23 protein-coding genes and 1 riboswitch are annotated in these 26,451 nt (G+C 36.5%); of the genes, 10 read left to right on the forward strand and 13 right to left on the reverse strand.

Translation table 11 applies throughout. The annotated features are described in order from the left end of the window. Positions 1-40 precede the first annotated feature (40 nt). The 4 genes from CRT24_RS07220 to CRT24_RS07235 form a co-directional block, all read right to left on the reverse strand. Entirely contained in the window at positions 41-1,213 is a 1,173-nt protein-coding gene (locus tag CRT24_RS07220) for an acetyl-CoA C-acyltransferase (protein WP_099370570.1), read from the reverse strand. A 100-nt stretch (positions 1,214-1,313) separates the two neighbouring features. After that, the gene (locus tag CRT24_RS07225) at positions 1,314-1,679 is read right to left on the reverse strand and encodes a four helix bundle protein (protein WP_099370571.1); all 366 of its coding nucleotides are present in this window, start codon (positions 1,677-1,679) and stop codon (positions 1,314-1,316) included. Positions 1,680-1,733: 54 nt separating this feature from the next. Next, complete coding sequence (locus CRT24_RS07230) at positions 1,734-4,160, reverse strand: 3-hydroxyacyl-CoA dehydrogenase/enoyl-CoA hydratase family protein (protein ID WP_099370572.1); 2,427 nt, start codon at positions 4,158-4,160, stop codon at positions 1,734-1,736. Between the two features lie 22 nt (positions 4,161-4,182). Continuing rightward, complete coding sequence (locus CRT24_RS07235; protein WP_099370798.1) at positions 4,183-4,629, reverse strand: MarR family winged helix-turn-helix transcriptional regulator; 447 nt, start codon at positions 4,627-4,629, stop codon at positions 4,183-4,185. A 269-nt stretch (positions 4,630-4,898) separates the two neighbouring features. On the opposite strand from CRT24_RS07235, the gene CRT24_RS07240 reads away from it, so the two are divergent. The 5 genes from CRT24_RS07240 (at position 4,899) to CRT24_RS07260 (ending at position 8,528) form a co-directional block, all read left to right on the forward strand. Then, positions 4,899-5,861, forward strand: coding sequence for an isopenicillin N synthase family oxygenase (locus CRT24_RS07240; protein WP_099370573.1), 963 nt, complete (start codon positions 4,899-4,901; stop codon positions 5,859-5,861). A 291-nt stretch (positions 5,862-6,152) separates the two neighbouring features. Beyond that, positions 6,153-6,431, forward strand: coding sequence for a hypothetical protein (locus CRT24_RS07245; RefSeq protein WP_099370574.1), 279 nt, complete (start codon positions 6,153-6,155; stop codon positions 6,429-6,431). After that, positions 6,428-7,483, forward strand: a complete 1,056-nt coding sequence (locus CRT24_RS07250; protein WP_099370575.1) for a sensor histidine kinase — start codon at positions 6,428-6,430, stop codon at positions 7,481-7,483. The genes CRT24_RS07245 and CRT24_RS07250 overlap by 4 nt, the downstream gene beginning before the upstream one ends. Further along, entirely contained in the window at positions 7,476-8,159 is a 684-nt protein-coding gene (locus CRT24_RS07255; protein WP_099370576.1) for a LytTR family DNA-binding domain-containing protein, read from the forward strand. Before CRT24_RS07250 ends, CRT24_RS07255 begins: the two co-directional genes overlap by 8 nt. Positions 8,160-8,162: 3 nt before the next feature. Beyond that, positions 8,163-8,528, forward strand: a complete 366-nt coding sequence (locus CRT24_RS07260) for an MmcQ/YjbR family DNA-binding protein (RefSeq protein WP_099370577.1) — start codon at positions 8,163-8,165, stop codon at positions 8,526-8,528. Positions 8,529-8,594: 66 nt separating this feature from the next. Here CRT24_RS07260 and CRT24_RS07265 read toward each other — a convergent pair whose 3' ends face one another. Beyond that, positions 8,595-9,152 (reverse strand): thioredoxin family protein, encoded by a 558-nt coding sequence (locus CRT24_RS07265; protein ID WP_099370578.1) that lies wholly within the window; start codon positions 9,150-9,152, stop codon positions 8,595-8,597. 194 nt (positions 9,153-9,346) lie between these two features. Between CRT24_RS07265 and dnaK the strand changes: the two genes are divergently transcribed. Continuing rightward, positions 9,347-11,269, forward strand: a complete 1,923-nt coding sequence (gene dnaK / locus CRT24_RS07270; RefSeq protein WP_099370579.1) for a molecular chaperone DnaK — start codon at positions 9,347-9,349, stop codon at positions 11,267-11,269. 61 nt (positions 11,270-11,330) lie between these two features. Here the strand turns inward: dnaK and CRT24_RS07275 are convergent, their stop codons facing one another. The 3 genes from CRT24_RS07275 to CRT24_RS07285 all read right to left on the reverse strand — a co-directional run bounded on the left by CRT24_RS07275 (position 11,331) and on the right by CRT24_RS07285 (position 14,620). Next, positions 11,331-12,011: a TIGR02117 family protein gene (locus CRT24_RS07275; RefSeq protein ID WP_099370580.1), complete on the reverse strand. Its 681-nt coding sequence runs from the start codon at positions 12,009-12,011 to the stop codon at positions 11,331-11,333. 95 nt (positions 12,012-12,106) lie between these two features. Beyond that, positions 12,107-13,018, reverse strand: a complete 912-nt coding sequence (locus CRT24_RS07280; RefSeq protein WP_099370581.1) for a sugar phosphate nucleotidyltransferase — start codon at positions 13,016-13,018, stop codon at positions 12,107-12,109. Between the two features lie 54 nt (positions 13,019-13,072). Beyond that, on the reverse strand, positions 13,073-14,620 hold the full coding sequence (locus CRT24_RS07285; protein ID WP_257213987.1) for a DUF853 domain-containing protein: 1,548 nt from the start codon (positions 14,618-14,620) through the stop codon (positions 13,073-13,075). Positions 14,621-14,892: 272 nt separating this feature from the next. On the opposite strand from CRT24_RS07285, the gene CRT24_RS07290 reads away from it, so the two are divergent. From CRT24_RS07290 to CRT24_RS07300, 3 genes are all read left to right on the forward strand, one after another. Beyond that, the gene (locus CRT24_RS07290) at positions 14,893-15,174 is read left to right on the forward strand and encodes a hypothetical protein (RefSeq protein WP_099370583.1); all 282 of its coding nucleotides are present in this window, start codon (positions 14,893-14,895) and stop codon (positions 15,172-15,174) included. Positions 15,175-15,280: 106 nt separating this feature from the next. Further along, a complete protein-coding gene (locus tag CRT24_RS07295) occupies positions 15,281-16,858 on the forward strand; it encodes a SulP family inorganic anion transporter (RefSeq protein WP_099370584.1) in 1,578 nt (525 codons plus the stop codon). Between the two features lie 72 nt (positions 16,859-16,930). After that, complete coding sequence (locus CRT24_RS07300; RefSeq protein ID WP_099370585.1) at positions 16,931-17,578, forward strand: carbonic anhydrase; 648 nt, start codon at positions 16,931-16,933, stop codon at positions 17,576-17,578. Positions 17,579-17,659: 81 nt separating this feature from the next. On the opposite strand, the gene CRT24_RS07305 is transcribed toward CRT24_RS07300, so the two are convergent. After that, positions 17,660-18,886 carry a hypothetical protein gene (locus CRT24_RS07305; protein WP_144034528.1) on the reverse strand — a complete coding sequence of 409 codons (1,227 nt, stop codon included), beginning with the start codon at positions 18,884-18,886 and terminating at the stop codon, positions 17,660-17,662. 93 nt (positions 18,887-18,979) lie between these two features. Between CRT24_RS07305 and CRT24_RS07310 the strand changes: the two genes are divergently transcribed. After that, positions 18,980-20,653, forward strand: a complete 1,674-nt coding sequence (locus CRT24_RS07310) for a glutamine--tRNA ligase/YqeY domain fusion protein (RefSeq protein ID WP_099370587.1) — start codon at positions 18,980-18,982, stop codon at positions 20,651-20,653. Between the two features lie 35 nt (positions 20,654-20,688). On the opposite strand, the gene CRT24_RS07315 is transcribed toward CRT24_RS07310, so the two are convergent. The 4 genes from CRT24_RS07315 to CRT24_RS07330 form a co-directional block, all read right to left on the reverse strand. After that, positions 20,689-23,700, reverse strand: coding sequence for a protein O-mannosyl-transferase family (locus CRT24_RS07315; protein ID WP_099370588.1), 3,012 nt, complete (start codon positions 23,698-23,700; stop codon positions 20,689-20,691). Between the two features lie 143 nt (positions 23,701-23,843). Then, positions 23,844-24,800, reverse strand: a complete 957-nt coding sequence (locus CRT24_RS07320; protein ID WP_099370589.1) for a methylenetetrahydrofolate reductase — start codon at positions 24,798-24,800, stop codon at positions 23,844-23,846. 47 nt (positions 24,801-24,847) lie between these two features. After that, a riboswitch (SAM riboswitch) is annotated at positions 24,848-24,947 on the reverse strand. Between the two features lie 81 nt (positions 24,948-25,028). After that, positions 25,029-25,553, reverse strand: coding sequence for a ribosome maturation factor RimM (gene rimM / locus CRT24_RS07325; RefSeq protein ID WP_099370590.1), 525 nt, complete (start codon positions 25,551-25,553; stop codon positions 25,029-25,031). 142 nt (positions 25,554-25,695) lie between these two features. Further along, positions 25,696-26,232: a 30S ribosomal protein S16 gene (locus CRT24_RS07330; protein WP_099370591.1), complete on the reverse strand. Its 537-nt coding sequence runs from the start codon at positions 26,230-26,232 to the stop codon at positions 25,696-25,698. Between the last annotated feature and the right edge of the window lie 219 nt (positions 26,233-26,451).

Genomic DNA, 26,451 nt, shown 5'->3' on the forward strand with positions numbered 1-26,451 from the left:
AAGCACCTTCTTCTGTTATATATTTTGTTAATATTTTATTTTACAATAATTCAAATATTCCTGCTGCACCTTGTCCTGTTCCCACACACATTGTTACCATTCCATATTTCTTTCCTCTTCTTCTAAGTTCGTGTAATACTTGCACGGTTAATTTTGCTCCTGTACAGCCTAGAGGGTGTCCTAGAGCGATTGCACCGCCGTTAACATTTACTTTTTCTTCATCGAGTTCCAATTCTCTGATTACTGCTAAAGACTGAGAAGCGAAAGCTTCATTCAATTCGAACAGGTCAATATCTTCTTTTTTCAAACCTGCTTGTTCCAATGCTTTTGGTATTGCCACGACTGGTCCGATTCCCATGATTCGAGGCGGTACCCCAGCCACTGCATAGCTTACAAGTTTAGCAATTGGTTTAAGGTTCAATTCCTTCATTTTCTTTTCTGATACAACCAAGACGAAAGCTGCTCCGTCCGATGTTTGGGATGAGTTTCCGGCAGTTACTGATCCTTTGGCATCAAATACTGGGCGTAATTTTGCCAATGCTTCCAGCGATGTATCAGCACGTGGGCCTTCATCGGTATCAACGACATATTCTTTTGTTGCCATTTTACCATCTTTCACGTAGTTTTCTTTGATGGTAATAGGCACAATTTCTTCTTTGAACTTACCTTCTTTTATTGCTGCTACAGCTTTTTGGTTGGACTTAAGCGCAAATTTATCTTGGTCTTCTCTTGACACATGGTAATCTTTGGCTACTGCTTCTGCCGTTAGTCCCATTCCCCAATACCAATCTGGATGTTCTTTAGAAACCACAGGGTTAGGCACAATCTTCCATCCTCCGAATGGCATTCCTGACATGATCTCTACACCACCTGCCACTATCATATCTGCCATTCCAGATTTTATTTTTGCCACTGCTGTTGCAATCGTTTCTAAACCAGATGCACAGTACCTGTTCACAGTTATTCCGGGGACTTTGTCCGTATCGAGTCCCATTAGGGATATAAAACGGCCTATATTTAGGCCTTGTTCAGCTTCTGGCATTGCATTTCCGACGATAACATCGTCAATATCTTCTTTATTTACATTTGGTACAGATGCCATTAAGTGTTTAATTACATCAGCTGCCAAATCATCCGCACGAGTAAATCTGAATCCTCCTCTTGGAGCTTTTCCTACCGCTGAGCGAAATCCTGCTATTATGTATGCTTCCATGTCTAATTAGATATTAGATGTGAGATATGAGATTTGAGATAGTAGAAATTCCATAGCTCACTATTATTGATTTATCCTTTGTTAATTAAAGGGTCAATTATTAATTATTTTTATTTTTTGTCAGCTTTCTTTGAAAGCCATAAATCATTTTTTGGATTTGAGTTAATCTGATATAAATATCTTCAGCGTCATTTTTTTCAATTAAGCCTAATTTAGCAGCTATGAGTATTTGGGTTAACAATTCATAGGAAGAACCAACAGCTACACCTAAAAAATGGTTAAACTCATTATCAGAATTTCTGCCAGCTCCTTCAGCTATATTTGAAGCAATTGAAACTGCTGATCTTTTTATTTGTGAGGATAAACCGAATCTTTCATCGTTAGGAAAATTTGCCACTATTCTATATATTTCTGTTGAAAGATCTATTGCCATATGCCAAATTTTAATATCCTCGATTTTATGCACTTTATTTATCGTTTAATATCGCAAATCTCAATTCTCAAATCTCAAATCCAGAAACTAATTTCTAAGCGGCTTCCCGGTGGTCAACATTGCTTGTATTCTTTCTAGGGTTTTGCGGGTTGCGCATAGTTCTAGGAATGCTTTGCGTTCCATGTCTAGAAGGTATTGCTCGTCGACTTCGGTTGGTTGTGAGAGGTCTCCTCCGCACATAACCCAGCCTAGTTTTTCTGAAATTAATTTATCGTGTTCTGAGATGTAGTGCCCTGCTTCCATTGAAGATGCTCCAACATATACGATTCCTAGTCCTTGGTCTCCCAATACTTTGATGTCCTTGCGTTTTGCTGGTTGCACATAACCTGCATCTGCAAGTTCTAATGCTTTTGCTTTTGCGTCCGCCAACAAGCGAGAACGGTTCATTGTAATGGCATATTTTCCTTCCTGCAGGTAGCCTAGCTCGAATGCTTCTACTGCTGATGTTGAAACTTTTGCTTGTCCAATGGTCAAGAAACGATCTTTTAAGAAGTTTTGATCAATTTGATCTGGACGGAAATCGTCTGATGCTCTTAATGCAAATTCCTTAGAACCACCACCACCAGGGATTACACCAACTCCAAATTCCACTAATCCCATATATGTTTCAGCATGTAATTGTACAAAGTCGGCATGCATTGAGAATTCACATCCACCACCTAATGTTAGTTGGAATGGTGCTGCTACAACAGGAATTGCAGAGTATCTCAGGCGCATTGATGTATCTTGGAACATTTTCACCGCCATATTCAACTCATCATAATCTTGTTCAACAGCCATCATGAAAATCATTCCGATATTGGCACCTGCGGAAAAGTTCTTTCCATCATTTGAGATTACCAAACCACGATATTCTTTTTCAGCAAGGTCAATTGCTTTATTCAATCCTTGTATGACATCGCCACCAATTGTATTCATTTTAGTATGGAACTCACAGTTAATTATTCCATCACCCAGATCTATAATTGATACACCGGAATTTTTCCATATTGTTTTTCCTTCGCGGATATGGTCAAGGACAATTAGGTCTTCTGTTCCAGGGATTGGGAGATATGATTTGGTTTCAATATCATAGTAATGGCGGACACCATTTTCCACTTTATAGAAGCTTTCGAATCCAGCATCCAACATATCTTTTACCCATTGTGCAACTTCGCCTGTTTGACCTGGGATTCTTTTTTCTTCATTTTTGATTTTTTCGATTGTTTCTCTAACACCTAAAGCGTCCCATACTTCAAAAGGTCCAATTTCCCAGCCGAATCCAGCTCTCATTGCATCGTCAATTCTAAAGAAGTTATCTGTTATTTCAGGCACACGGTTGGAGACATATTCGAACAAAGGATAATGCATTGCTCTGAAAAGTTCTGCGGCTTTATCTGTTCCTTGTTCGTATACTTTCATTCTCTTTCTGATGTCTTCAACAGGCTTCGTTGCTTCGAGAGTTGAGGACTTCACTTTTTGTTGAGGGCCGTATGTCAGGTCTTTTAAGTTAAGGGATAGGATTTCAGAATTTCCTTTATCATCTTTTACTTTTTCATAGAAACCTTTTTTAGTTTTTTCACCTAGCCATTTATTTTCGACCATTTTGCTGATGAATTCAGGCAGGATGAATACACCTTTAGCTTCATCATCAGGGGCATTTTGTTCCAATCCTTTGGCAACATTCACCAAAGTATCTAATCCTACTACATCTGCGGTTCTGAAAGTTGCTGATTTAGGGTGTCCCATTGCTGGTCCGGTATATTTATCAACTTCTTCTACAGTTAGTCCTAATTTCTCTACGAGATGAGTCACTGCGAGCATAGAATATACCCCGATTCTATTTCCGATGAACGCTGGTGTATCTTTACACAATACGACTGTTTTACCGAGCATTTTATCACCATATTCGATTAGGAAATCCACCACTTCTTTTTTTGTGTCCTTAGTGGGTATAATTTCCAATAAAGGAAGATAACGTGGTGGATTGAAGAAGTGTGTTCCACAGAAATTTTCTTTGAAGTCTTGTGATCTACCTTCTTCCATCAAATGAATTGGAATACCGGATGTGTTCGTTGTGATCAAAGTTCCAGGTTTCCGGAATTGTTCTACCTTATCAAAAACGGATTTTTTGATGTCCAAACGTTCTACAACCACTTCGATAGTCCAGTCTGCCTGCGCAATTTTGTTCATATCGTCATCAAAGTTTCCGGTTGTAATACGCGTTGCGAAGGACTTGCTATATAAAGGTGCGGGGTTTGATTTTATTGCTGTTTCCAGAGATTGGTTTACAAATCTGTTTCTTACTGCTGGGCTTTCCAATGTCAACCCTTTAGCTTCTTCAGCTGGTAACAGTTCTTTTGGCACAATATCCAAAAGCAATACCTCTAAACCTATATTAGCAAAGTGGCAAGCAATTCGAGAGCCCATCACTCCGGATCCCAATACAGCTACTTTTTTAATATTTCTATTCATATCACGTATATTTTCTTATTTATTAAGGTTCAATTTGCACTTCAGGCGAATAATTCGTTGCCACTTCATTGATTTTTTTCAAGAATTTGACAAGTGTAGCTTTTTCTTTTTCTGAGAAAGAAGTATTTAGATACTCATTAAATTCTCTTACTACATCTTTTGCGACTTTTCTTTTTTCACGTCCTAGATCTGTTAGATATACTTTTACGGATCTTTTATCCGTATCTGACGTTTCTCTATATATAAAACCTAGGCTTTCGAGGTTATTAAGTACTCGAGACAAAGACGTTGTTTTCACTCCTGTTGAGTTTGCGATCTGCGATACTGGAGTCCCATCTCGATGTATGTTTATCAAAATATAACCTGCAGCCTGAGTAAAGCCATGTTGAGAGGCTATTACATTATATTTGTTGGCAACAGTTTGCCATGCTGTCTTTAAGAAATAATCGATAGTGTTGTCTTGGCTCATATTCGGGTTTTCTAACATTTATTATGCAAGCATAACAAATTTAAATTATTGAATTGATAAATCAAACAGTTTTGTGATTTTTTAATAAATCCTTGACACAAATAGATAGTTCTTTATTAAAATGTTCTTTTTAATGAAAATAGTATTTAGTGTGGAAAACTTTTAGATATTGGGAATCAAATAATTAATGGTAATTTAATAGTTGTTATGAACACTTTATAATTAACGATATTATTATTACATTAACTTTGCATCAAACAAATAAGAACATGGCATTAGTAAATATCCCGAGATTAGATCTGACACATTATACTGAAGGCAATTCAGAATTGCGCAAACAATTCGTTGCTGATATCGGCAAGGCTTTTAACGAAACTGGCTTTGTTACGATTTCCAATCATGGTCTATCCCAAGAATTAATTGATGAGCTTTATCAAGTTGTCAAGCAGTTTTTTGATCAACCGGAGTCTATCAAGGACAAGTATGAGTTCCCTGAACTAGCTGGTCAAAGGGGATATACATCGAAAGGGAAAGAAAAAGCTAAAGATTCTAAGACTCCTGATTTAAAAGAATTTTGGCAACGTGGACAGACTATTGTTGGCGAAGAGTATTCAAAATCAGATTTTCCTGACAACCCTGAAGTTTCTGAATTACCTCGTTTCAATGCTGTCACTGCAGAGATTTACAAGAAATTAGAGGATGCTGGTCGTAATTTACTGAAAGCAATTGCTACTTATCTTGAATTACCGGAGGATTATTTCGAAGGATTTGTAATCAACGGAAATTCCATTCTTCGAGCGATTCATTATTTTCCGATTGAAAATCCGGATTCGATTCCAGCGGATGCTGTTCGTGCGGGAGCACATGAGGACATTAATTTGATTACTTTATTGATCGGAGCTAGTGCAGATGGTTTGGAAGTGTTGACCAAAGATGGTGAATGGTTTGCTATCAAAGCAAAAGGCGAGGATATTGTAGTAAATGTTGGCGATATGTTGCAGAGACTAACGAACAATAAATTAAAATCTACTACTCACCGTGTTGTTAACCCACCTAGGGAACTGATGAAAACATCACGTTACTCCGTTCCATTTTTCTTGCATCCAAAATCTAGCATGAGCCTAGCTTCACTGGACTCTTGCATCGATGCTGAACACCCAAAAGCTTATGAAGACTATACTGCAGGTGAATATTTGGATGAAAGATTGAGAGAAATTGGGTTGAAGATGTAGAAGAGATGTGGGATGTGAGATGTGAGATGTGAGATATTAAGCGGGATAAGGATTAGACAAAAGACATTAGACATAAGACATTAGACTGGTTAAAGTTTTGAAGAGGAAAAATCTTTAGCGGTGTAGTTTTATAAAAATACAGAGGGTTCTTGGTGGTTGCCAGGAACCTTTTTTTGTGAGATTGATGCTGTTCATCATTTCTTTTTATAAGTTCATCACAAAAATTTTTCGTGCATTGATTCCTTCTATATCATTGTATAAACAAAGAATGATTTATTCAAAAGTGATGATATGGTTTTTTATTATTTTATCAAGTTATTTCTTGGTGTGATGGATATGGATGTTCTGAGTGAGTGGACATTTAATGTTTTTCAGTCTGGTGAAAAAGCTATGATGTCTTATTATGATTATCAAATGATCTATCCTTTTTGCTCTATTGAAGTAAAAGATTTTTCATGTTTAGAATATTCTGACATGAAAAATAGAGACACAGCCCCCTTCCAACTAAATATTGACAATCTTCCCCATGAAACTAATGGGTATTTTTTTACATTTATAGAAGCTATATGATTACGAATACTGACCAACCGAAAAAAAGCACATTCAGGAGATTCTTCACAGAGTTACTTCTAGTTGTTGGATTGACTTTTATTTTTTCTCTTATAGGCTCGACCATTCATCGTCATTTGGCCATTCTATTTTTATATGTTCCGTTTGCTTATTTGTTGTTTGCCTTAAACAATTATGTTTTATTGGAATTCGTAGCTAAGAAAAAGATTCTTTTCGTTGAATACTTTTTAATTGTTCTTTTAAGCAGTGCAATAATTTTCATTCCTTTCTGGATGATTATTCAAGGTATTCACGGTCGTCCCAGTAAAAAAATAATTATCCTTGGTCTCATCTGTGTCTTGATACTTATTCCATTTACTTATTATTATTTCTTTAGGTTAAGGAGTGATCGGAAGACGATTGCCAGCTTGAGAAAGGATCTTGGCAAAACAGCTGCAGAGTATAAGCTTATGCAGTCTCAGGTAAATCCTCATTTCTTATTTAATGTTATGAACAGCATTTATGGGATTGCTTTACAGGAGGATGCCAGCCGAACTGCTGATTCTATCCAACGGTTGAGCCAAATGATGAGGTTCTTGATTTTTGAGAATCAATTAGATCAAATACCATTATCTAAAGACCTTAATTATTTAAAAGAATATATTGCGATTCAAAGCTTGAGGACAGAGAGTGTTCCTTCTGTTAAAATAGAACATAATATTGTCGATAGTTTTGACAATTTATTTATTGCACCAATGCTTTTGATTCCATTTGTTGAGAATGCATTTAAACATGGGATCAGTATGGTTAAGCCATCTTGGATAAAGGTGAATGCAGATGTTGTTGATGGACAGTTAAAGTTTTCTGTTTACAACAGTATTCATAATATTGAGGGTACGGATTTGGAGAGGACGAAGTCAGGCATTGGGCTTGACAATGTTAAATCGAGGTTGGATTTAACTTACCCTGATAAATATATGTTGGTTATGGAACAAAACCAGGAAGAATACTTTGTTTTTTTGACTATTGAGCTGCGAGATTCTCCTGAATTAATTGAGCGCGACGATGATTAAAGCTATAGCGATCGATGATGAACCCATTGCATTGGATATCATCAGAAGATATTCCGAGCGTGTTCCTTATATAAATTTGGAGAAGCAATTCTTGAATGGTTTGGAAGCAAGGGATTATTTAATGGAGAATGATGTTCAGTTGTTGTTTTTGGATGTTAGAATGCCTGATATCAACGGTATTGATTTATTCAAGGGGTTAGAAGAGAAACCCTTGGTTATATTTTCTACGGCATATTCTGAATATGCGCTTTCAGGTTTCGAATTAGAGGCATTAGATTATTTGTTGAAGCCTTATAGCTTTGAGCGTTTTGAAAAGGCATGTTTAAGAGCAAAGGAGATGTTGGAGCTGAAGGGTATACTAGAGAACAATCCAACCTTATTTGTAAAGGATGGCTATCAAATGGTAAAAATAGATCTTAAAGAGATTTCTGTTCTTCAAGCTGTGGGGAATTACCTTCGATTTGTGATGGATGGCAGGGAGGTATTGGCACGAATGACGATCAAGGAGTTTCTTTCAGAATGGGCGGACAATAATTTCATTCAAGTTCATCGTTCATATGTTATTAATACGGACAAGGTCAGTAAATTGGACAGGCATGTTATTTGGATCGATGATATAGAAATCCCTATTGGTGGAAGCTTTCAAGATTTTGTTAAAGAAAAGTTTAAATTATAGTGTATGCATATTGAGGAATTGCGTGAATATTGTATCAGCAAGGCATTAACGACAGAGGAGACACCTTTTGGTCCAGACACCTTAGTTTTTAAAGTTTTGGGTAAGGTTTTTTTACTGGTTGGTCTGGATCAGGTTGATGAATTGACTTTTAATGTTAAATGTGATCCTGAGTATGCTATTGAATTGCGGGAGAAGTATGAGCACACTGTTTTTCCGGGTTATCATATGAATAAGAAGCATTGGAACACTGTACATGCCAATCGTCAGTTATCGGATCAAGCCCTTCGAGAATTAATAGATCATAGTTTTGACTTAATCGTTGCTTCATTATCAAAAAAAGATCAGCAGAAATTTATAGATCATAAATAGGAGGTTTTTGGATTGCTGCAAGGTTGTTTTTCTTGCACAAAAAAGGCTGCGGATGCAGCCTTTTTTTTATTCACTTAATAATTTTGTTAATTCTTTTTGGATTTCTTCACCTTTATCTTTGTTGTACCATTTTTGAATGGCTTCTTTAATTTCTTCAAAAGGTTTTCCCTCTGCTTTTTGTTTTTCAAATATATTTTGCAGCGCATCTGGTCTTGGTCCCCATACTACTTTGTCGTGACCTACGTCATTACGAATAATAAGTTTAGGGATTGATTTTCCTCCGTTTGTCAAGTAGTCATCGATCAAGAAAGGTTCAGTATCTCTCAGTTGGATATCAAGATCAATAAAAGGGTTGTCTTTTACAATTTTATAGATCTGTGGTACAGAGTGAGCTGCATCACCACACCAAGGTTCCGTTATTAAGATCCAATGTTGTGGATCTTTTATATTATCGATGCATACTTTCATTTCTGCAGATGGTTCAAATTTTTTCAGCCATCTGTTCATTCTAGACCAATTTAGTTTTGTGTAGTTTAGATAGTCAGCGTTAGTTGAGTATGCTTCGTGTGCTTCTGTATTGTTTAAGATATCCTCGAAGTAACTCAGGTATTCGTCAAAAGTCATGTTGGATTTAATTTTCTCAAAAATACATATAATTCCATTATTTTGGAAAAAATGACATATTGTCACGCTATGATGACAATTCTTTGCAGATATTTCCGACTTTGCTATGACAAACAAAGAAAAAACCGTTTGGCATAAGCGTTGTTATTACAATATAAAATCATTTAAACATTAATAAGATAACACAACAAGATATGTCAAAAATTATAGGAATCGACTTAGGAACTACCAACTCATGTGTAGCCGTAATGGAAGGTAATGAGCCGGTAGTAATTGCGAATAACGAAGGGAAACGCACAACACCTTCAGTTGTAGCATTTGTAGCAGGCGGGGAACGCAAGGTTGGAGATCCAGCAAAACGTCAAGCTATTACTAACCCACAGAACACGATCTATTCGATCAAGAGATTTATGGGTGTAACATATAATGAGGCTAAGGGCGAGATTGATAAAGTTCCTTATAAAGTAGTAAAAGGCGACAATGATACACCTCGTGTTGAAATTGGCGACCGTAAATATACTCCACAAGAAATTTCAGCTATGATTGTTCAGAAGATGAAGAAAACAGCTGAAGATTACTTAGGGCAAGAAGTAACTCGTGCAGTAATTACAGTTCCTGCATATTTTAATGATGCTCAGCGTCAAGCTACAAAAGAGGCTGGTGAGATTGCTGGTTTGAAAGTAGAGCGTATCATCAATGAGCCTACAGCTGCAGCATTGGCTTATGGACTTGAGAAAGCAGACAAAGACATGAAGATTGTTGTTTTTGACTGTGGTGGTGGTACACATGACGTTTCAGTATTAGAATTAGGTGATGGTGTTTTTGAGGTAAAATCAACTGACGGGGACACTCACTTAGGAGGAGATGACTTTGATAACGCGATCATTAATTGGTTAGCAGATGAATTTGCTGACGAGAATGGTGGTTTAGATTTAAGGAAAGATCCTATGGCTTTGCAACGTTTGAAAGACGCTGCTGAGAAGGCTAAAATTGAATTGTCAAGCACAACATCAACAGAGATTAACTTACCATATATTACTGCTGATGGTTCAGGTCCTAAACACTTGGTTCGTACCTTATCACGTGCTAAATTCGAGAGTTTAGTTGGTCCACTTATTGACCGTACTATTGAGCCATGTCGTACTGCATTGAAAAACGCTGGTTTCAGCACATCAGATATCGATGAGATTATTTTAGTAGGTGGTTCTACACGTATTCCAGCGATCCAAGAAGCTGTTAAAAAATTCTTTGGAAAAGAGCCATCAAAAGGTGTTAACCCAGATGAGGTTGTAGCATTAGGTGCTGCTATTCAAGGTGGTGTTTTGACAGGTGAAGTAAAAGATGTATTATTATTAGACGTTACTCCACTTTCCTTAGGTATTGAAACTATGGGTGGTGTTATGACTAAATTAATTGAAGCTAACACGACTATTCCGACTCGTAAATCGGAAGTATTCTCAACGGCTTCAGACAACCAACCATCAGTAGAGATTCATGTATTGCAAGGGGAAAGACCAATGGCTGCACAGAACCGTACTTTAGGACGTTTCCAATTGACAGACATCCCTCCTGCTCCACGTGGAATTCCGCAAATTGAGGTAGTATTTGATATTGATGCTAACGGTATTATCAAGGTATCAGCTATCGACAAGGCTACTGGTAAAGAGCAAAACATTCGTATCGAGGCTTCTTCAGGACTATCCGAAGAGGAAGTTAAGAAAATGAAGCAAGAAGCGGAGGCAAATGCTGAAGCGGATAAAAAAGTGAAAGAGGAAGTAGATAAATTGAATGGTGCAGATGCTTTAATCTTCTCGACTGAAAAACAATTGAAAGAGTATGGCGACAAAATTTCTGCTGACAAGAAAGCTCCTATCGAATCTGGTTTAGAGAAGTTGAAGAAAGCACATGCTGACAAAAACTTCCCAGAGATCGAGACAGCTACTACAGAATTGAACAATGCGTGGAGTGCAGCATCTGAAGAGATGTACGCTGCTTCACAACAAGGTGCTGGACAGCAACAACCACAAGGTGATGCTGGCCAAGCGAACAATGGCGGTGGCAACCAAGGTGGTGGCGCTGACGATGTTCAAGATGTAGATTTCGAAGAGGTAAAATAAGACTTTAAGTTTACCCCCTTATATTAAGAGAAAGCTCGGTTCAATTCGGACCGAGCTTTTTCTATTTTTTATAATGTCTTAAAATACCTGTATCGAATACTGTCCAGACTGCTGAAGGCATATTTGCTTTCTTCAATGCGGCATTTGACCAGGTATTGCAAGAATAAAATAGGTTATAAGCTCCTTTCGCTTCATAGAAAGCGTCATCATCTCCGTACTGTGCATTTGTTTTTATAAGAATTGGTTTTCCATTTTCGTCTTTATCTAATGCTTCCAGTACATAATCTTTTATTGCGTTATATTGATTGGTGTCGATTTGAATTTTATAGCATAAATCATCTTCGACCATCTTCTTGTAATAGGTGATATGTAATGCTGTCTCTCCTATTCCTAGACCTGCAATCAAGGCTGTTTTCAATGTTAAGTCTTTCCATTCAGGCGTATTTAAATAAAAGCCTTTATCTCCCCATCCTATGGAAACAAAATTATGGTCTTGAGCATTTCCTTTTGTGTTTTCTAATGGAAAGATTTCTGTCCAATCTTGCAGTTCATTTTTTATTGGCAAAACAATATCTGTATGAACGCCATTGGACAAAATATAGGCTGTAATATTTTTATTTTGGTTGTTATCATTATGATTTGCGCTTATTCTTGAAAGAATAAAGTCAGCAGCAAAATAGATGGTGGCAAAACCAATGAGTCCAATAAAAATATACAGGATTACCATCATAATTTTCTTCATCAGTGTAGATTTATATAGGATAAAGATATCAATATTGTACTAAAACGAAAATGGCAGGACTGAAGCCTGCCATTTTCGTTTTAGATTTTATATTCTTAGAATAATTTTTCTGGATATTCACCATCTGCCACCAATTTAGAAATACTTTCTTGTACGATTGGTTTATCTTCAACATATGTTACCCCGAACCATTTTGAAGAAGTCGGTATAACTTTAAAGTCAGCTTGTCCATTTTTCACCATATGGTCAGGAACGGATGGGATAAAGAATTCTGATTTAGGATTATCACCATTTTCTTCGACGAATTTTGGGAACATCTCCATTGCGACATCGAATATTTTCGGAGTAAATCCCCAGAAGTTCATCGACACGCGAGCATCTGCTGGCAATTCATTTTTCACTCCATTTTCTTCGAACACGATCTTTTTATCATTGTTTTCTTTATCGTAATAGATGTTGGTTCTTTCGGTTACTGAAGCCATATGTCCTTCGTTAGTTACTTCACATACTCCTCTAGATACATAACCGTAGTCTGACATTGTATTTCCCAGTTCGAATCCCATTAAAGACATATGCTTATCATCAGCTTCATTAGAAAGGAAATCAGCCATTTTTTTAAATGCATCATAACCATAGAAATCGTCTGCATTAATTACACAGAAAGGTCCATCGACTTCATCTTTTGCTGACATCACCGCATGTGCAGTTCCCCACGGTTTAGCACGTTCGATATCTTTGTCGATTCCGAATTTTCTAAGGTCAAAGTTTTGGAAAGCATAAGCGACTTCGATTTTTCCTTCTAATTTTTTGTCGAATTTTTCACGCATTACTTGCTCAAATTCTTCACGGATAATAAAAACCACTTTTCCGAATCCAGCACGTATAGCATCAAAAATGGAATAATCTATAATTGTTTCACCATGTGGACCAAATCCATCCACTTGTTTTAATGAGCCATAACGGCTCGCCATTCCTGCTGCTAGAACTACCAAAATTGGTTTTCCCATAATGTTTTTTAGTTTAGTTTTCGATTTTTCGTACGCAAATATAGTATTTTAAAATTATCTCTTTTTGAATATGGAGTTTAGGATTCCTGTTGCGATTTTTCCTAAAAGCTTAGCTCCTTCTCTTGCCAATGTTCTGCTGGCTTGATTTTGGGCTGCTTCCAATGGTGTTTGTCTTCTGGATCTCGAGGAGCTGCTTTTACTAGCGGCTTTTTCTTGTGCCGCTTTTGTTGCTTCAGCTTGAGCTTTGGCCTCATTAACTTTTTGTCTTTCTTCTAAAATTTCAGAGGCTGTTTCTCTTTCTACTCTTTCTTGGTATTTGCCTCGATATTCAGAGTTCTGAATAAGTTCTTGATATTTTTCTGGCGGACATGGTCCCATAATCGCTCTAGCGGGTACTAAATGAGTTGCAACTACCTCTGTTGGAATCCCTTTATCATTTAATACCGTTATTAATGCTTGACCTGTCCCCAATGAGGTTAAAACTTTATCGATTTCATAGAACTCAGAGGTTGGATACGTTTTAACTGTTTTTCTTAAGTTGTCAGCATCGTTCGGGGTAAATGCTCTTAGGGCGTGTTGTACTCTATTTCCTAATTGTCCCAAGACAGATTCAGGAATATCTGTTGCCGCTTGAGTACAGAAAAATACGCCTACTCCTTTTGACCTGATCAATCTTACAATTTGTTCGATTTGTGTCAAGAAAGCTTTTGATGCCCCATTGAAAAGTAAATGTGCCTCATCGAAAAAGAAGACTAACTTTGGTTTGTCTAAATCTCCTACTTCGGGAAGGTTTTTGAATAGTTGGGCTAATAGGCTTAAGAGAAATGTAGAAAACAATAAAGGTTGATCTTGGATATCCGAGATATTCAAAAGTGTAATCACTCCTTTTCCATCAATTTTTCCAAATAGATCTTCTATATCGAATTCTTTTTCTCCGAAAATATGTGCTAGTCCCTGTTGTTCAATAGCTACAATTTTTCTCAATATGGTGTTTGCACTTGCTGTTGAAATCTTGCCATAATCATTTTTTATTTCCTCTGCTCCTGGACCATCAGACAAATAGCTAAGGAGTTTTTTGAGGTCTTGGAAATCTACTATTGGTAACTGAGTATCATCTGCATATTTGAATATGGCGCTCAATACTCCAGCTTGCGTATCATTCAGGTCTAATATGCGGGCTAATAATACAGGACCAAAATCTTCTACGGTCACTCGCATTGGTGCTCCAAGTTTTCCTGACAGAGAGAATATTTCTATTGGGAATTCTGCTGGTTGAAAGGGAATACCTACAGCATTTCCGCGTTCGATTAGGGCATCATTTGTATTCCCTGGTTGAGCGAGGCCTGACAGGTCACCTTTCACATCTAGCATAAACACTGGCACTCCTGCATCGGAGAGTTGCTCAGCCATCAATTGTAGGGTTCTAGTTTTCCCTGTTCCTGTTGCTCCGGCAATAAGTCCATGTCGGTTCATCATTTTGAGGGCAAGATTTACCTTTGCCTCAGTAACAATTTCACCGTTTAAGATTCCTGATCCTAATTGAATAAATGGCCCTTTAGGGCTATAAGAAGTTGTTATTTTTTGAATAAATTGTTCTTTCATAATTATCTAGCATTAAACCGCTATTTAAATTTATGAATAAAGATATCCTTTTTCAACTTAAGAATTTAAACAAAGTTATGTTAACATAATATTAAGATTTCAGACAAAAGGCACGACTTTTGTAATTTTTTCATAATAAAATTTCAAAAAAGGGTTTTTTTTGAAATTAAATTTTATTTTTGTGATGTTATATGATTACACGGGCATACATATTTACAAGGGCATATAGAATATTAGCGGCAAAGCTTTGCTTTTTTATCTTTTTCACGAAGATGCTAATTTCTGTTACGCCTATGTTTGTAGATGTACTTGATCAGGGTACAGTCTTGCAAGTGGTCATGCAATTAGAGATTGAGAACACGGCTAAAGGTGCTAACAGCAATAATGAGGATTTGCATGAGACTGGCATCAAGATTTTCAAGCCTGGAGAGATCAATTTTATGAGTTTCAACCCCACAGTTGAAAATACTGGCGGCATCAAACACTACCTGAAAAACGAAAAGAGTATTTGTGCCTACCATTCTTCCGTTCCCACCCCACCTCCAAACTGTTAATTCGACTTTCGAGGAATAATTATGTTCTGACGTCATTACTGATGTCTTAATGGGCATATCGAATCATTTTATCATTTGTTGAATTAAAAATTTAAAACGTAAGTTTATGTTTGGTACACGTACGTCCGCTTTTTTGAAATTATCAAAAAGGGACTTAAAATATGATTTCCCTGCTAGTATTGTAGTATTCTTAGTGGCATTGCCATTATGTTTGGGAATTGCAATGGCGTCGGGAGCGCCTTTGTTTGCCGGTATTTTGACTGGTATAATTGGTGGTATTGTAGTTGCTTCTATTTCAGGCTCTCCATTATCAGTTAGTGGTCCTGCAGCAGGATTAACAGTTATTGTTTTAGGGGCAATTGAGAAGTTAGGAGCATATGAGACCTTTATATTGGCTGTTCTCATTGCTGGAGCGATCCAATTGATTTTAGGAATTATCAAAGCAGGTATGATTGGGAATTACTTTCCATCTGCTGTTATTTTGGGTATGCTTGCTGCGATTGGTATTACGATTATCTTAAAGCAAATTCCATTAGCTTTCGGTTTATCAGAAAATAATGCCTTTGATTTTGAGAATGGAGGAATCACAGCATTTACGAATACCGTTCTCTCCAGTGTAAATTGGGGAGCCACGATTATATGTTTCTTATCCTTGGCGATATTAATTTTTTGGCCTAGCATCAAAAAATTAAATAAAGTTCCTGCGCCATTAGTTGTTGTCTTATTAGGTGTAGGTTTAGGGTATGCATTTCAAGGAACGAACTTTGCATTAAGCGAGAGTCATTTTGTTAGCATTCCAGTTGTTTCATCGATAGCTGAATTCCAGGGCTTGTTTATTTTTCCTGATTTCACGCAGATCTTCAATAAAGAGGTTTGGATTGTTGCTTTTACGATTGCTATTATTGCGAGTTTGGAGACTTTATTGAGTATTGAAGCGGTTGATAAGTTAGATCCATTAAAGCGTAACTCACCAACGAACCGTGAGCTTGTTGCTCAGGGTATTGGTAATATCACTAGTGGTTTCCTTGGAGGATTACCAATGACATCCGTAATTGTTCGTTCATCGGCCAATGCCAATGCTGGCGGTCGCACAAGACAATCCGCGATACTTCATGGTATTTGGTTATTAGTAGCCTTATTAGCTATCCCTAGCATTATCAATTTGATTCCATTAGCAGGACTAGCGGCTATATTATTGCATACAGGATTTAAATTGGCAAAACCAGCTTTGTTCAAGCAAATGATGAAAAAAGGGTTGGATCAATTTATTCCATTTGTAGTAACAGTTGTTGCGGTAGTATTCACAGATTTGTTAACTGGTGTTGGTATTGGTATTTTGGTTGCTACATTTTACATCTTACGTGCTAATATGCACAATGCTTACCATCTTAACATTAAGACTACGGATCAATCTGAGAGCGAAACTGCGGTTTTCACGTTAGCTGAGGAGGTTACCTTTTTAAACAAGGCCCCTATTCAACAGAAGTTATACAATTTGCCAAAAAGCGTTAAGTCTATTATTATTGATGGTCAAAAAAGTAAGTTTATTGACAAGGACGTAATTGATGTAATCAAGGATTTCGAGCAGAATGCGTTGAGCAAAGGTTTAGAAATCGAATTGAACGATGTTACTTATAAAAGAAAGAGCGTTCGAAAAAAACAAAAACTTAAAAAAGTAGTTTAAATAATTTAAAATAATTGCAGAAACTTGTATGGTCTTATTGACGGCCGTACTTTAAAAAATAAATCACATATAATGGGAAATAAAGAATTAGAAACAGGATTTAATCAGATTTTAGCTGGAAATAAGGATTGGATGAACTTTGTTGAGAAAGATACAAGTGGTAGATTTCAACAATTAGCAAAGGGTCAAAGTCCGGAGATTTTATGGATTGGATGTGCAGACAGCCGAGTTCCTGCGAACGAATTGACTGGTAAGAAGCCTGGTGAAGTTTTTGTTCATCGTAATATTGCAAACATGTGTGTTCACTCAGACATGAGCATGTTAGCTGTATTGGATTATGCTGTAAATGTATTAAAGGTAAAACATATCATTGTTGCTGGTCATTATGGTTGTGGTGGTGTTGCTGCATCTTTAAGTTCACAACAATATGGTATTATTGATAACTGGTTATGCCATATCAAAGACGTATACCGTCTTCATGCTTCAGAGATTGATTCAATTCAAGACCCAGAGGAAAGAACCAATAAATTGGTTGAATTGAACGTAAAAGAGCAGGTTTTCAATTTGACTTCTACTTCCATTGTTCAGAATGCTTGGAAAAATGGTGCTGATTTAGCTATTCATGGAATGGTTATCAATATCGGTACTGGAGAATTGATAAACCTTGACACTACCTTTACGAACAATGAAGGTATGGCAAAAGTATTCGCTTATAAATAAACTTATCCCATAGGATTATTTACCATAAACAAAAAGCCGTTCAATTAAATTGAGCGGCTTATTTGTTTTATAGATAATTCTTTATTTCACAAAGGTACCATCCAGATTGATTGCTTTTGCGAAAGCTGTGGAGAACAAATCCGTCATCACTGCAAACTGTTCGCGTGTAACTTTGCTTTCAGCATTATATTCACCTTCAAATTTCAATTTTGTATTCCAGTCTTTTTTTATCTGTCTATCGACTTCATCGCCCTTAAAGGATACAAATCTGATCAAGCTTATTAAATCTTTCCAAGTAAGGTCGTCATCCCGATAATTATCTAAGAACCAAAGTTGGCTTCTTGTGTAAATATCATTAAGTACGGGTTTGATTTCTTCAAATCTTACTGCTGCATTTTTATCAAAAATATATTTATTGCCTTGTTCTTTACCTAAAAAGAAACCTGTAAGATAGCATTTGACGATTGCTTTAAAATGGCTGTCTTCCGCACTTACATCTTGATAAGGGATTATTGCAGTACTGAAGTTGATCAGTTCAGCCTGTAATTTTCTGACATCAATTTTGCTTGCATCAGTTTTAAAAAATGCAAGATATCCTGCTGTAACACCAAGAGCTCTTGAAAATGCGATTGTACCAGAGTCATTTTGTTTTTCATTCAGCAAATATTTACCTCTACCCAATCCAAAAAGATTATCTTTTTGAGCTTTTAAGATGTCCTCCAGGAAAACTACTTTATTTATGCTATCCGTTGTATTTATGGTAGCTACAGTGGTTCTGCTGAGTGGTAGGGTCATCTCTTTAGCGAGGGTAAATTCTTCTTTTATTGGAGTTTCAAAATTCAGGGTACTCATTTTCACTAAATCTGAATTTTCAGTTGCATCAATTATAGCAATAACGTTGAATTTTTGATTATCTGAGAGTGTAACCTGCCAGCCTCTTTTTGTTTTATCTAACTTCTTAATCGTTCTATTTTCAATTTCAGTTAATAAAGGATTTACTGCGTCATTAACTTTATTGAAGCCAACTGTTCCTAATTCAAGTGCATCTAGTGAGTCTGGGTCTTTGTTAAGGGAATCAGGTTTATGGTTATTTTTTAATGATTCAGCCCATTTATTTAAGTTAAATTGTGAATCGATGGGTTCATTATACACTGATACTGCGGGCACATTGGATTGTGTTGCTTGCACTGCTGCAGTCCAAGCGACGGCATTTGAGCCATATATTAGCAATCTTGGTTTTTCCTTTTTTTGTGCCAGAGCACCTAAGGGGATTAACATGCAAAGGAGCATAAAGGCTCTCAAATTCATAGTTCTCTAATTTTATATCGAAAATAAGCAAATTCAGGCATTTATCGTTCATGCACTTATTCATAATATCGATGAAATAGCTAACTTTGCTACATGTTAGAAGAAGAAAAATCATTGAATTTTATTGAAGAGATTATCGAAGAGGATCTTCGAGAGGGGAAGCATGATGGGCGTGTCCTCACCCGTTTCCCACCTGAGCCGAATGGCTATCTTCATATTGGGCATGCAAAGTCAATCTGTCTAAATTTTTCTTTAGCACAGCGTTATAATGGCAAAACTAATTTACGTTTTGACGACACCAACCCCGTAACTGAGGATGTTGAGTACGTAGATAGCATCAAGAAAGATATTCAATGGTTAGGATTTCAATGGGCTGATGAGCTTTATACTTCCGACTATTTTGACACTTTGTATGCTTTTGCTGTTGAACTGATTCAGAAGGACCTAGCATATGTTGATGACAGTAACTCGGAGGAAATTGCTGCTTCGAAGGGGAGTCCAACAGTACCTGGAGTACCTACAGTATACCGCAGCCGTAGTATCGAAGAGAACTTGAGACTATTCGAAGAAATGCGTGATGGAAAATATAAGGATGGCGAGAAAGTATTACGTGCAAAAATTGATCTTGCTAGCCCTAATATGCATATGCGCGATCCTATTTTATACCGTATCAAGCATGCACACCATCATCGTACGGGTGACAAGTGGTGTATATATCCTATGTATGATTTTGCACATGGCCAATCAGACTCCATTGAAAAAATCACGCATTCAGTTTGTACATTGGAATTCATTCCACACAGGCCATTATATGATTGGTTAATTGATAGATTGGAGATTTTCCCATCCAAACAATATGAATTTGCGAGATTGAATCTTTCCTATACGGTTATGAGTAAGCGCAAGTTACTCCAATTGGTGAATGAGAAGTTTGTTGAGAGCTGGGATGATCCACGTATGCCTACTATTTCTGGTTTACGCAGAAGGGGTTATACACCTGAAAGCATTCGTAATTTCTGTGAGCGCATTGGGATTCAGAAGCGTGAAAACATGATTGATGTTAGTTTATTGGAGTTCTGCATCCGTGAAGACCTCAATAAGACTGCATGGCGTAGGATGGCCGTATTGGATCCTATCAAGTTAATTATCAACAATTATCCGGACGGGAAAGTTGAAGAATTAAACGGTGAGAACAATCCTGAAGTTGAGGGTGGCGAAGGTAGCAGAGTGATTCCATTTTCGAAAGAATTATGGATTGAGCGTGATGATTTCATGGAAGATGCACCTAAGAAATTCTTTCGTTTAGGACCAGGTCTTTCTGTTCGTTTAAAACATGGATATATTGTTACGTGTACAGATTTCAAAAAGGATGAAAATGGTAATGTAACAGAGGTTTACTGTGACTATGTTCCAAATTCAAAATCTGGCGAGGATACATCTGGAATGAAAGTTAAGGGAACTATCCATTGGGTTTCCGTTCCTCATGCTAAAGAGGTTGAGGTTCGTTTATATGATCGTTTGTTCCAAGATGAAAATCCAGCTGCTTCTGAAGATTTCAAATCATCTATCAATCCAAACAGTTTGCACATTATCGAGAAAGCATATGCTGAACCGGATCTAGCAAATGCTGAGGTTGGAAAAGGGTATCAATTTATTAGACTTGGATACTTTACGCTAGATGACAAACATTCAAATAACGAAAAGTTAGTATTCAATAGAACAGTTACCTTAAAGGACTCTTGGGCAAAAGAGGCTAAAAAGGGATAAGAAATAAACGAAAAGGAGGCAATCGCCTCCTTTTTTTACATCCAAATATCTTTATATTTTTTATCTAGACTTGTTGCTTCTGCTAATAAATTAGCGTCACCCAATTCTTTTAAGGATGGGATATACCTTTCTAATGACGCTATTCCCAATTCAACGGAAATTGGATCAAACCCCATTTTTGATTTTTTTGCAATTTCATATTGAAAGTCCAAATTTTCGTTGATTGCTTTCAATTGTTTACTTGCCAATGATTTAGCTTTTTCTACCTCCTTAACTTTGACAAGAGTATCCAACAATACCGAATTTGAATATACTTGTCTCATACTTTTGACCACTTTGGGTTGGAAATCGTAGGCTTGTAAAGCCAAATCTTTTGCTTTGTCAAATTTACCTTGCATCATTAAGGTCTGCATTCCATCCACGTATACATTTGGATATATCCAACCTTCATAATGAAAATTGGAATCCACATCAAAATGGTCTAAATAATCTATTGAACTCCAATTAAATTTATTTATTGCATTTTCGTGAATCTTGTCTGAGTTTACTAATGTAGATCTATCTGAAGCTTGTCCCATATCTATTGGCATTAATTTTTTCACCAAGCCTTCAGAGGCTAAATACTTGTCCATTCCCATCGAGGTTGCCGATGCGGAAGATGAAATAAAATAAATTGGTCTTTCCCAATTATTGTTCGTTAAAATCGACATTAAACTTAAATCCGCTCTAGAAACAAAATTATTTTTTAATTCCCATTGCATATATTCTGGAATAAATTGTTGCCATTCTTTCGGAACATTGGCGTTCTCTATTACCTGGTTTTTATTGATTTTCAACTGAAGTCTGCGATTAGGCATTACGTTTACAAACTCTCCCCTACTAGTTTCCAACATGTCTTTTTTATTGTCAGACAGCATAACTTCTAATAGTTTGTCAACATCTGAATATCCTTCAATTCCAAAGTCCATTACCTGTATTCCATCTCTTATTCCTTTTTTCACTTTATCATGGCTAAAGCCAATAGGCAATGCTTCTGATTGGTTGATATCTTCCATTGCTTGTTTTACATACCAATCTGACTGGAGGTATCCGTAATTCAGGACACGAACATCTGTACGTATACCTTCGACTCCCTGCAGATACCACAAAGGAAAGGTATCGTTATCTCCGTAAGTAATTACGATTGCATTTGGTTCGCAAGAATTTAAAGTATTTAATGCTACTTCTCTGGTCATATTTCTTTCGGAGCGGTCATGGTCATCCCAATTCTCCTTTACCAATAAAATTGGACCTGCTAGGATACATATTGCAGCAGTAGAATATGTCAATGTACTGATTGAAATTCGCTGAGCCTTTGTTTTTAAATAATCAATAATTCCTAAAACTCCCAACCCAATCCAAATTGCAAACACATAAAATGATCCTGCATAGGAATAATCACGTTCTCTAGGCTGTAAAGGTGATTGATTTAAATAAATAACTATGGCCAAACCGGTGAAAAAGAACATCAGGGCAACAATTGCTGTATCTTTCTTATTTTTCTTTAATTGCCAAAGTGCACCTATAATTCCTAATATTAATGGCAGGAAAAAATAGGTATTTCTACTAGGGTCATTTTTCATGTATTCCGGTGCAGTATTTATTCCAGGAAGCCGAAGTTCATCTAAAAAATTTACTCCTGAGATCCAATTTCCGGATGTAATTTCACCTTGTCCAGGGGTATCATTTTGGCGACCGACGAAATTCCACATAAAATACCGAGAATACATATGTCCAATTTGATAATTGAAGAAGAACTTCAAGTTATCTGTAATGGTTGGAGTTTCTCCCTCTGATAAATTTAAATATTGCTTATAAAAATCAGCATGTTTACTACTATATAATCGCGGAAAAAGAACTTGTTTATCATATTCATACCCCTTTACATAATCAATCTCAGCATATTGTTTTTCATCTTTTCTATATGTTTTGCCTTCATTTACATCAATAATATTTGAATTAAATGTTGGTCCTTTAAATAATGGTTCGGATATATATTGTTCTCTACTTAAATAGCTTAAAAATGAAAAAGCATTATCTGGCTGATAATTGTTTAAAGCAATATTTGTTTGTGCTCTAATTAAAACCATACTAAAAGAAGTAAAACCAAAGCAAAGCAAACAGATTCCTAGAATTATCAAATTCAATAATGGTTTGTTTGTCTTAATTGAGTATATTATGCCATAAACTGCACAAGCTATGATTAACAAAATAAAAAATGCTATACCTGTTCCGAAAGGCAGGCCTAACGTATTCACGAAAAACACATCAAAATTTGATGCTATTCGTACTGAATACTGAATAACTCCCCACAAAATAAATGCTAACGCAAGGACGCCCCAACCAAACGATATCACTGCTCCTTTCCAGTTAACATGTTTTGCTTTTCTAAAATAGATCATCAATGCTAAGGCGGGGATTGTTAGAAGGTTTAATAAATGGACACCAATTGATAATCCCATAACAAAAGCGATCAATAAAAGCCATTTATTGGAGTCTGGGTTATCTGCTCTTCGCTCCCATTTAAGTGCTAACCAGAATACAATCGCTGTACAGAGTGAAGACATAGCATAAACCTCCGACTCAACTGCCGAATACCAAAATGAATCTGTAAAGCTATAGGCTAATGCACCCACTATACCTGCTGAGAATATTTGGATGTATTGGATTGATGAACCTTCTTTATTTCCCAAAACAATTTTTCTAGCCAAGGCTGTAATAGTCCAAAAAAGAAAAACAATGGTCAGAGCAGAACAAGTTGATGATCCAATATTCATCCATAGAGCGATATTGGAATTATTTCCGAGAGCAAAATTTGAGAATAAGTTTTGGATCATTAGAAATAAAGGTGCACCAGGTTGGTGAACAACTTCTAGATTTTTACTTGCTGCAATAAATTCACCAGTATCCCACCAGCTCACTGATCTTTCTACAGTAAAAGAATATACTAGAAGGGCAATGAATCCACAAAGCCATCCAAGATAATTGTTGATTTTATTATAGTTCATAATACATGGTTAGTTATCAAATAAATTTAAGAAAGTATATCTATAAGAATCTCACCTTAACAATATTTAACAGCGGTAAAAAAAACAGGCGAATGATTTCTCATTCGCCTATTTGTATATTATTTATAATAATGGATTATATCCTATACTAATTTCTCTACGATTTTTTTGGTTGGCCCTGGGTTACTCATGGTGTAGAAATGCAGGACTGGAACTCCAAAATCAATTAATTCTTTACATTGTTGTACTAGCCATTCTTCTCCAACTTGTCTTACATCAGCATTTGTTTTGCAGGATTCGACTGCATCGCTTAAATCTTCGGGAATATCTAGGTGGAATATCCGAGGTAGTGTTATAAGTTGTTTTTTTGTTGTCAATGGTTTTAATCCGGGAATAATAGGCACATGTATATCATTCTCGCGGCATTTCGTTACGAACTCTTTATATTTCTCTACATTGAAAAACATCTGAGTTACGATAAACTCTGCTCCCATTTCTACTTTTTTCTTCAACCATTTAAAGTCAGTATTGAAGTTTGGGGATTCGAAGTGTTTTTCTGGGTAGCCAGCGACACCTATACAGAAGTTTGTTTTTTCGGAGCTTCCTATATCTTCATGCAGATATGATCCTTCATTCATATCCACTACTTGTCTTAGGAGGTCTGTAGCATAAGCATGTCCTCCAGGTGTTGGGATAAAATCTGCATCACCTTTTCTAGCATCTCCTCTTAGTACCAATACGTTGTCAATACCTAAGAAATTCAAGTCAATGAGAGCATTTTCGGTTTCTTCTTTAGTGAAACCACCACAAATCAAATGAGGTACTGCATCGACTTTATATTTACTCATGATTGCGGCGCAGATTGCTACTGTTCCTGGACGTTTTCTATAGGATACCCTTTCCAACAATCCATTAGCGTGCTGTTTGTAGAGGTAATCTTCGCGATGGTAGGTCACGTCGATAAAGGGAGGTTTGAATTCCATAAGTTCGTCCATTGTTTGAAAGATACTTTGAATTCCCTGTCCTTTTGCAGGCGGTAACAGCTCAAAAGAATATAACGTCTTGCCTTTCGCGTTTTTGATATGATCTACGATTTTCATAAAAATATATTAAGGCTTAGAGAGAACACAGCGGATCCTGATTCTTTGGCTTATCTTTCCCTAATCGGGGTAGAATGTAGCACCTTGACTGGTGTCAGGTTGCTAAGGCTTCAGCGGGTCTATTCCCTCTGCCTTTCTCTATAAGCGAGGGCTAATATCGTTATTAGCAACTTAATCTCAAAATGTTATGCAAAAAAAGAAGGGAATTCGCATGAATTCCCTTCTTTTTTATTCCAAATACATATCTATCAATCCTTCAGGTAACTTGAGGACGATTATTTTTTCTTCAGGATCTATACCCACAATAAAATCTTCATTTAGTGGGAACATAGCATCTCTACCATCAATATCCACTGTTGCTATAAATTGTTGGGGCATTTCTTGTACATGAGTTATTTCTCCCAGTTCTCCTTCGCCTTCTTCAATTGCTATAAATCCGACTAAATCATGGTATGTAAAATCATCAGGATCACGTTCGGGCATTTTGTCATTTGGCAGATATACGCTTTTTCTTAATAAAGGTTGGGCTTTATCGATATGGTCAATATCTTCAAAATTGACATAGGCAGTGCTATTATTCTGCAGTTTAATTTTATCTACGAAGAAAGGGACTAATTTTTTATCTATTTCCAAGAACACCATTTCCAAATCCAAGTCCATGTAATTATCGAACTCGAAGAACATTTGGACTTCTCCTTTCAACCCTCTGGTTTTGCTAATATATCCTATATAAAAACACTGATCCTTAGTCATACTTTAAAATTAATTTGCAAAAATACGAATTATTAATAGGTATTATTTAATGTTCCTAATTTATCCTTTTTCTGGAGTTTGTATTTATAAAAAAAGCCGATCTAAGATTAGACCGGCATTTTCAAATACTTTAGAGTAAGGATTAACCTTCAGTTTCTTCAGTGTTTTCTGCAGCATCAGCAGCTTCTTCTGCTTCTTCTGTAGCTGTTTCTTCAGCAACAGGGGCATTTTTAGCAGCGATAGCGGCAGCTTTTTCTTCTTTTTTCTTAGCTTCAGCAGCTAGAGCAGCTTTTTTAGCATCATCTTTAGATTTTGCCAAGCCTGATTTTTTGCCTTCGATTTGTGCATCTTTTCCTTCAGTCCAAGCTGCGAAAAGCTCTTCAGCTTTAGCTTCATCAAAAGCACCTTTTTTCACACCACCTTGTAAGTGTTTTTTGTACAATACACCTTTGTAAGAAAGGATAGCGCGAACAGTGTCAGTAGGTTGAGCACCTTTGTTCATCCAGTCCAATGATTTCTCGAAATCCAAGATAATTGTTGCTGGGTTAGTGTTAGGGTTATAAGAACCTAAACGCTCAATGAACTTACCATCACGTGGTGAACGTGCGTCTGCTACTACTACATGGTAAAAAGGTTTTCCTTTTTTACCGTGTCTTTGCAATCTGATTTTAGTTGCCATGTTTTAATTTTATTTATGTATTCAACATATCCCCCGTGCTACATGCAGGAGGGGACGCAAAGATACAAAAAATAGTATTTAGAACAAAGTATTTAGTATTTAGACATTTATAATGTTTTACAAAGTGATTAAGCAACGAATTTATCAACTACTTTATAGCCAATTCACATTCTAAATACTAAATACTTACTACTTAATTCTAAAATTTTCCGATATTCA

This window comes from Sphingobacterium sp. 1.A.5 (assembly GCF_002734235.1).
In the GTDB taxonomy this organism is placed as follows: domain Bacteria; phylum Bacteroidota; class Bacteroidia; order Sphingobacteriales; family Sphingobacteriaceae; genus Sphingobacterium; species Sphingobacterium daejeonense.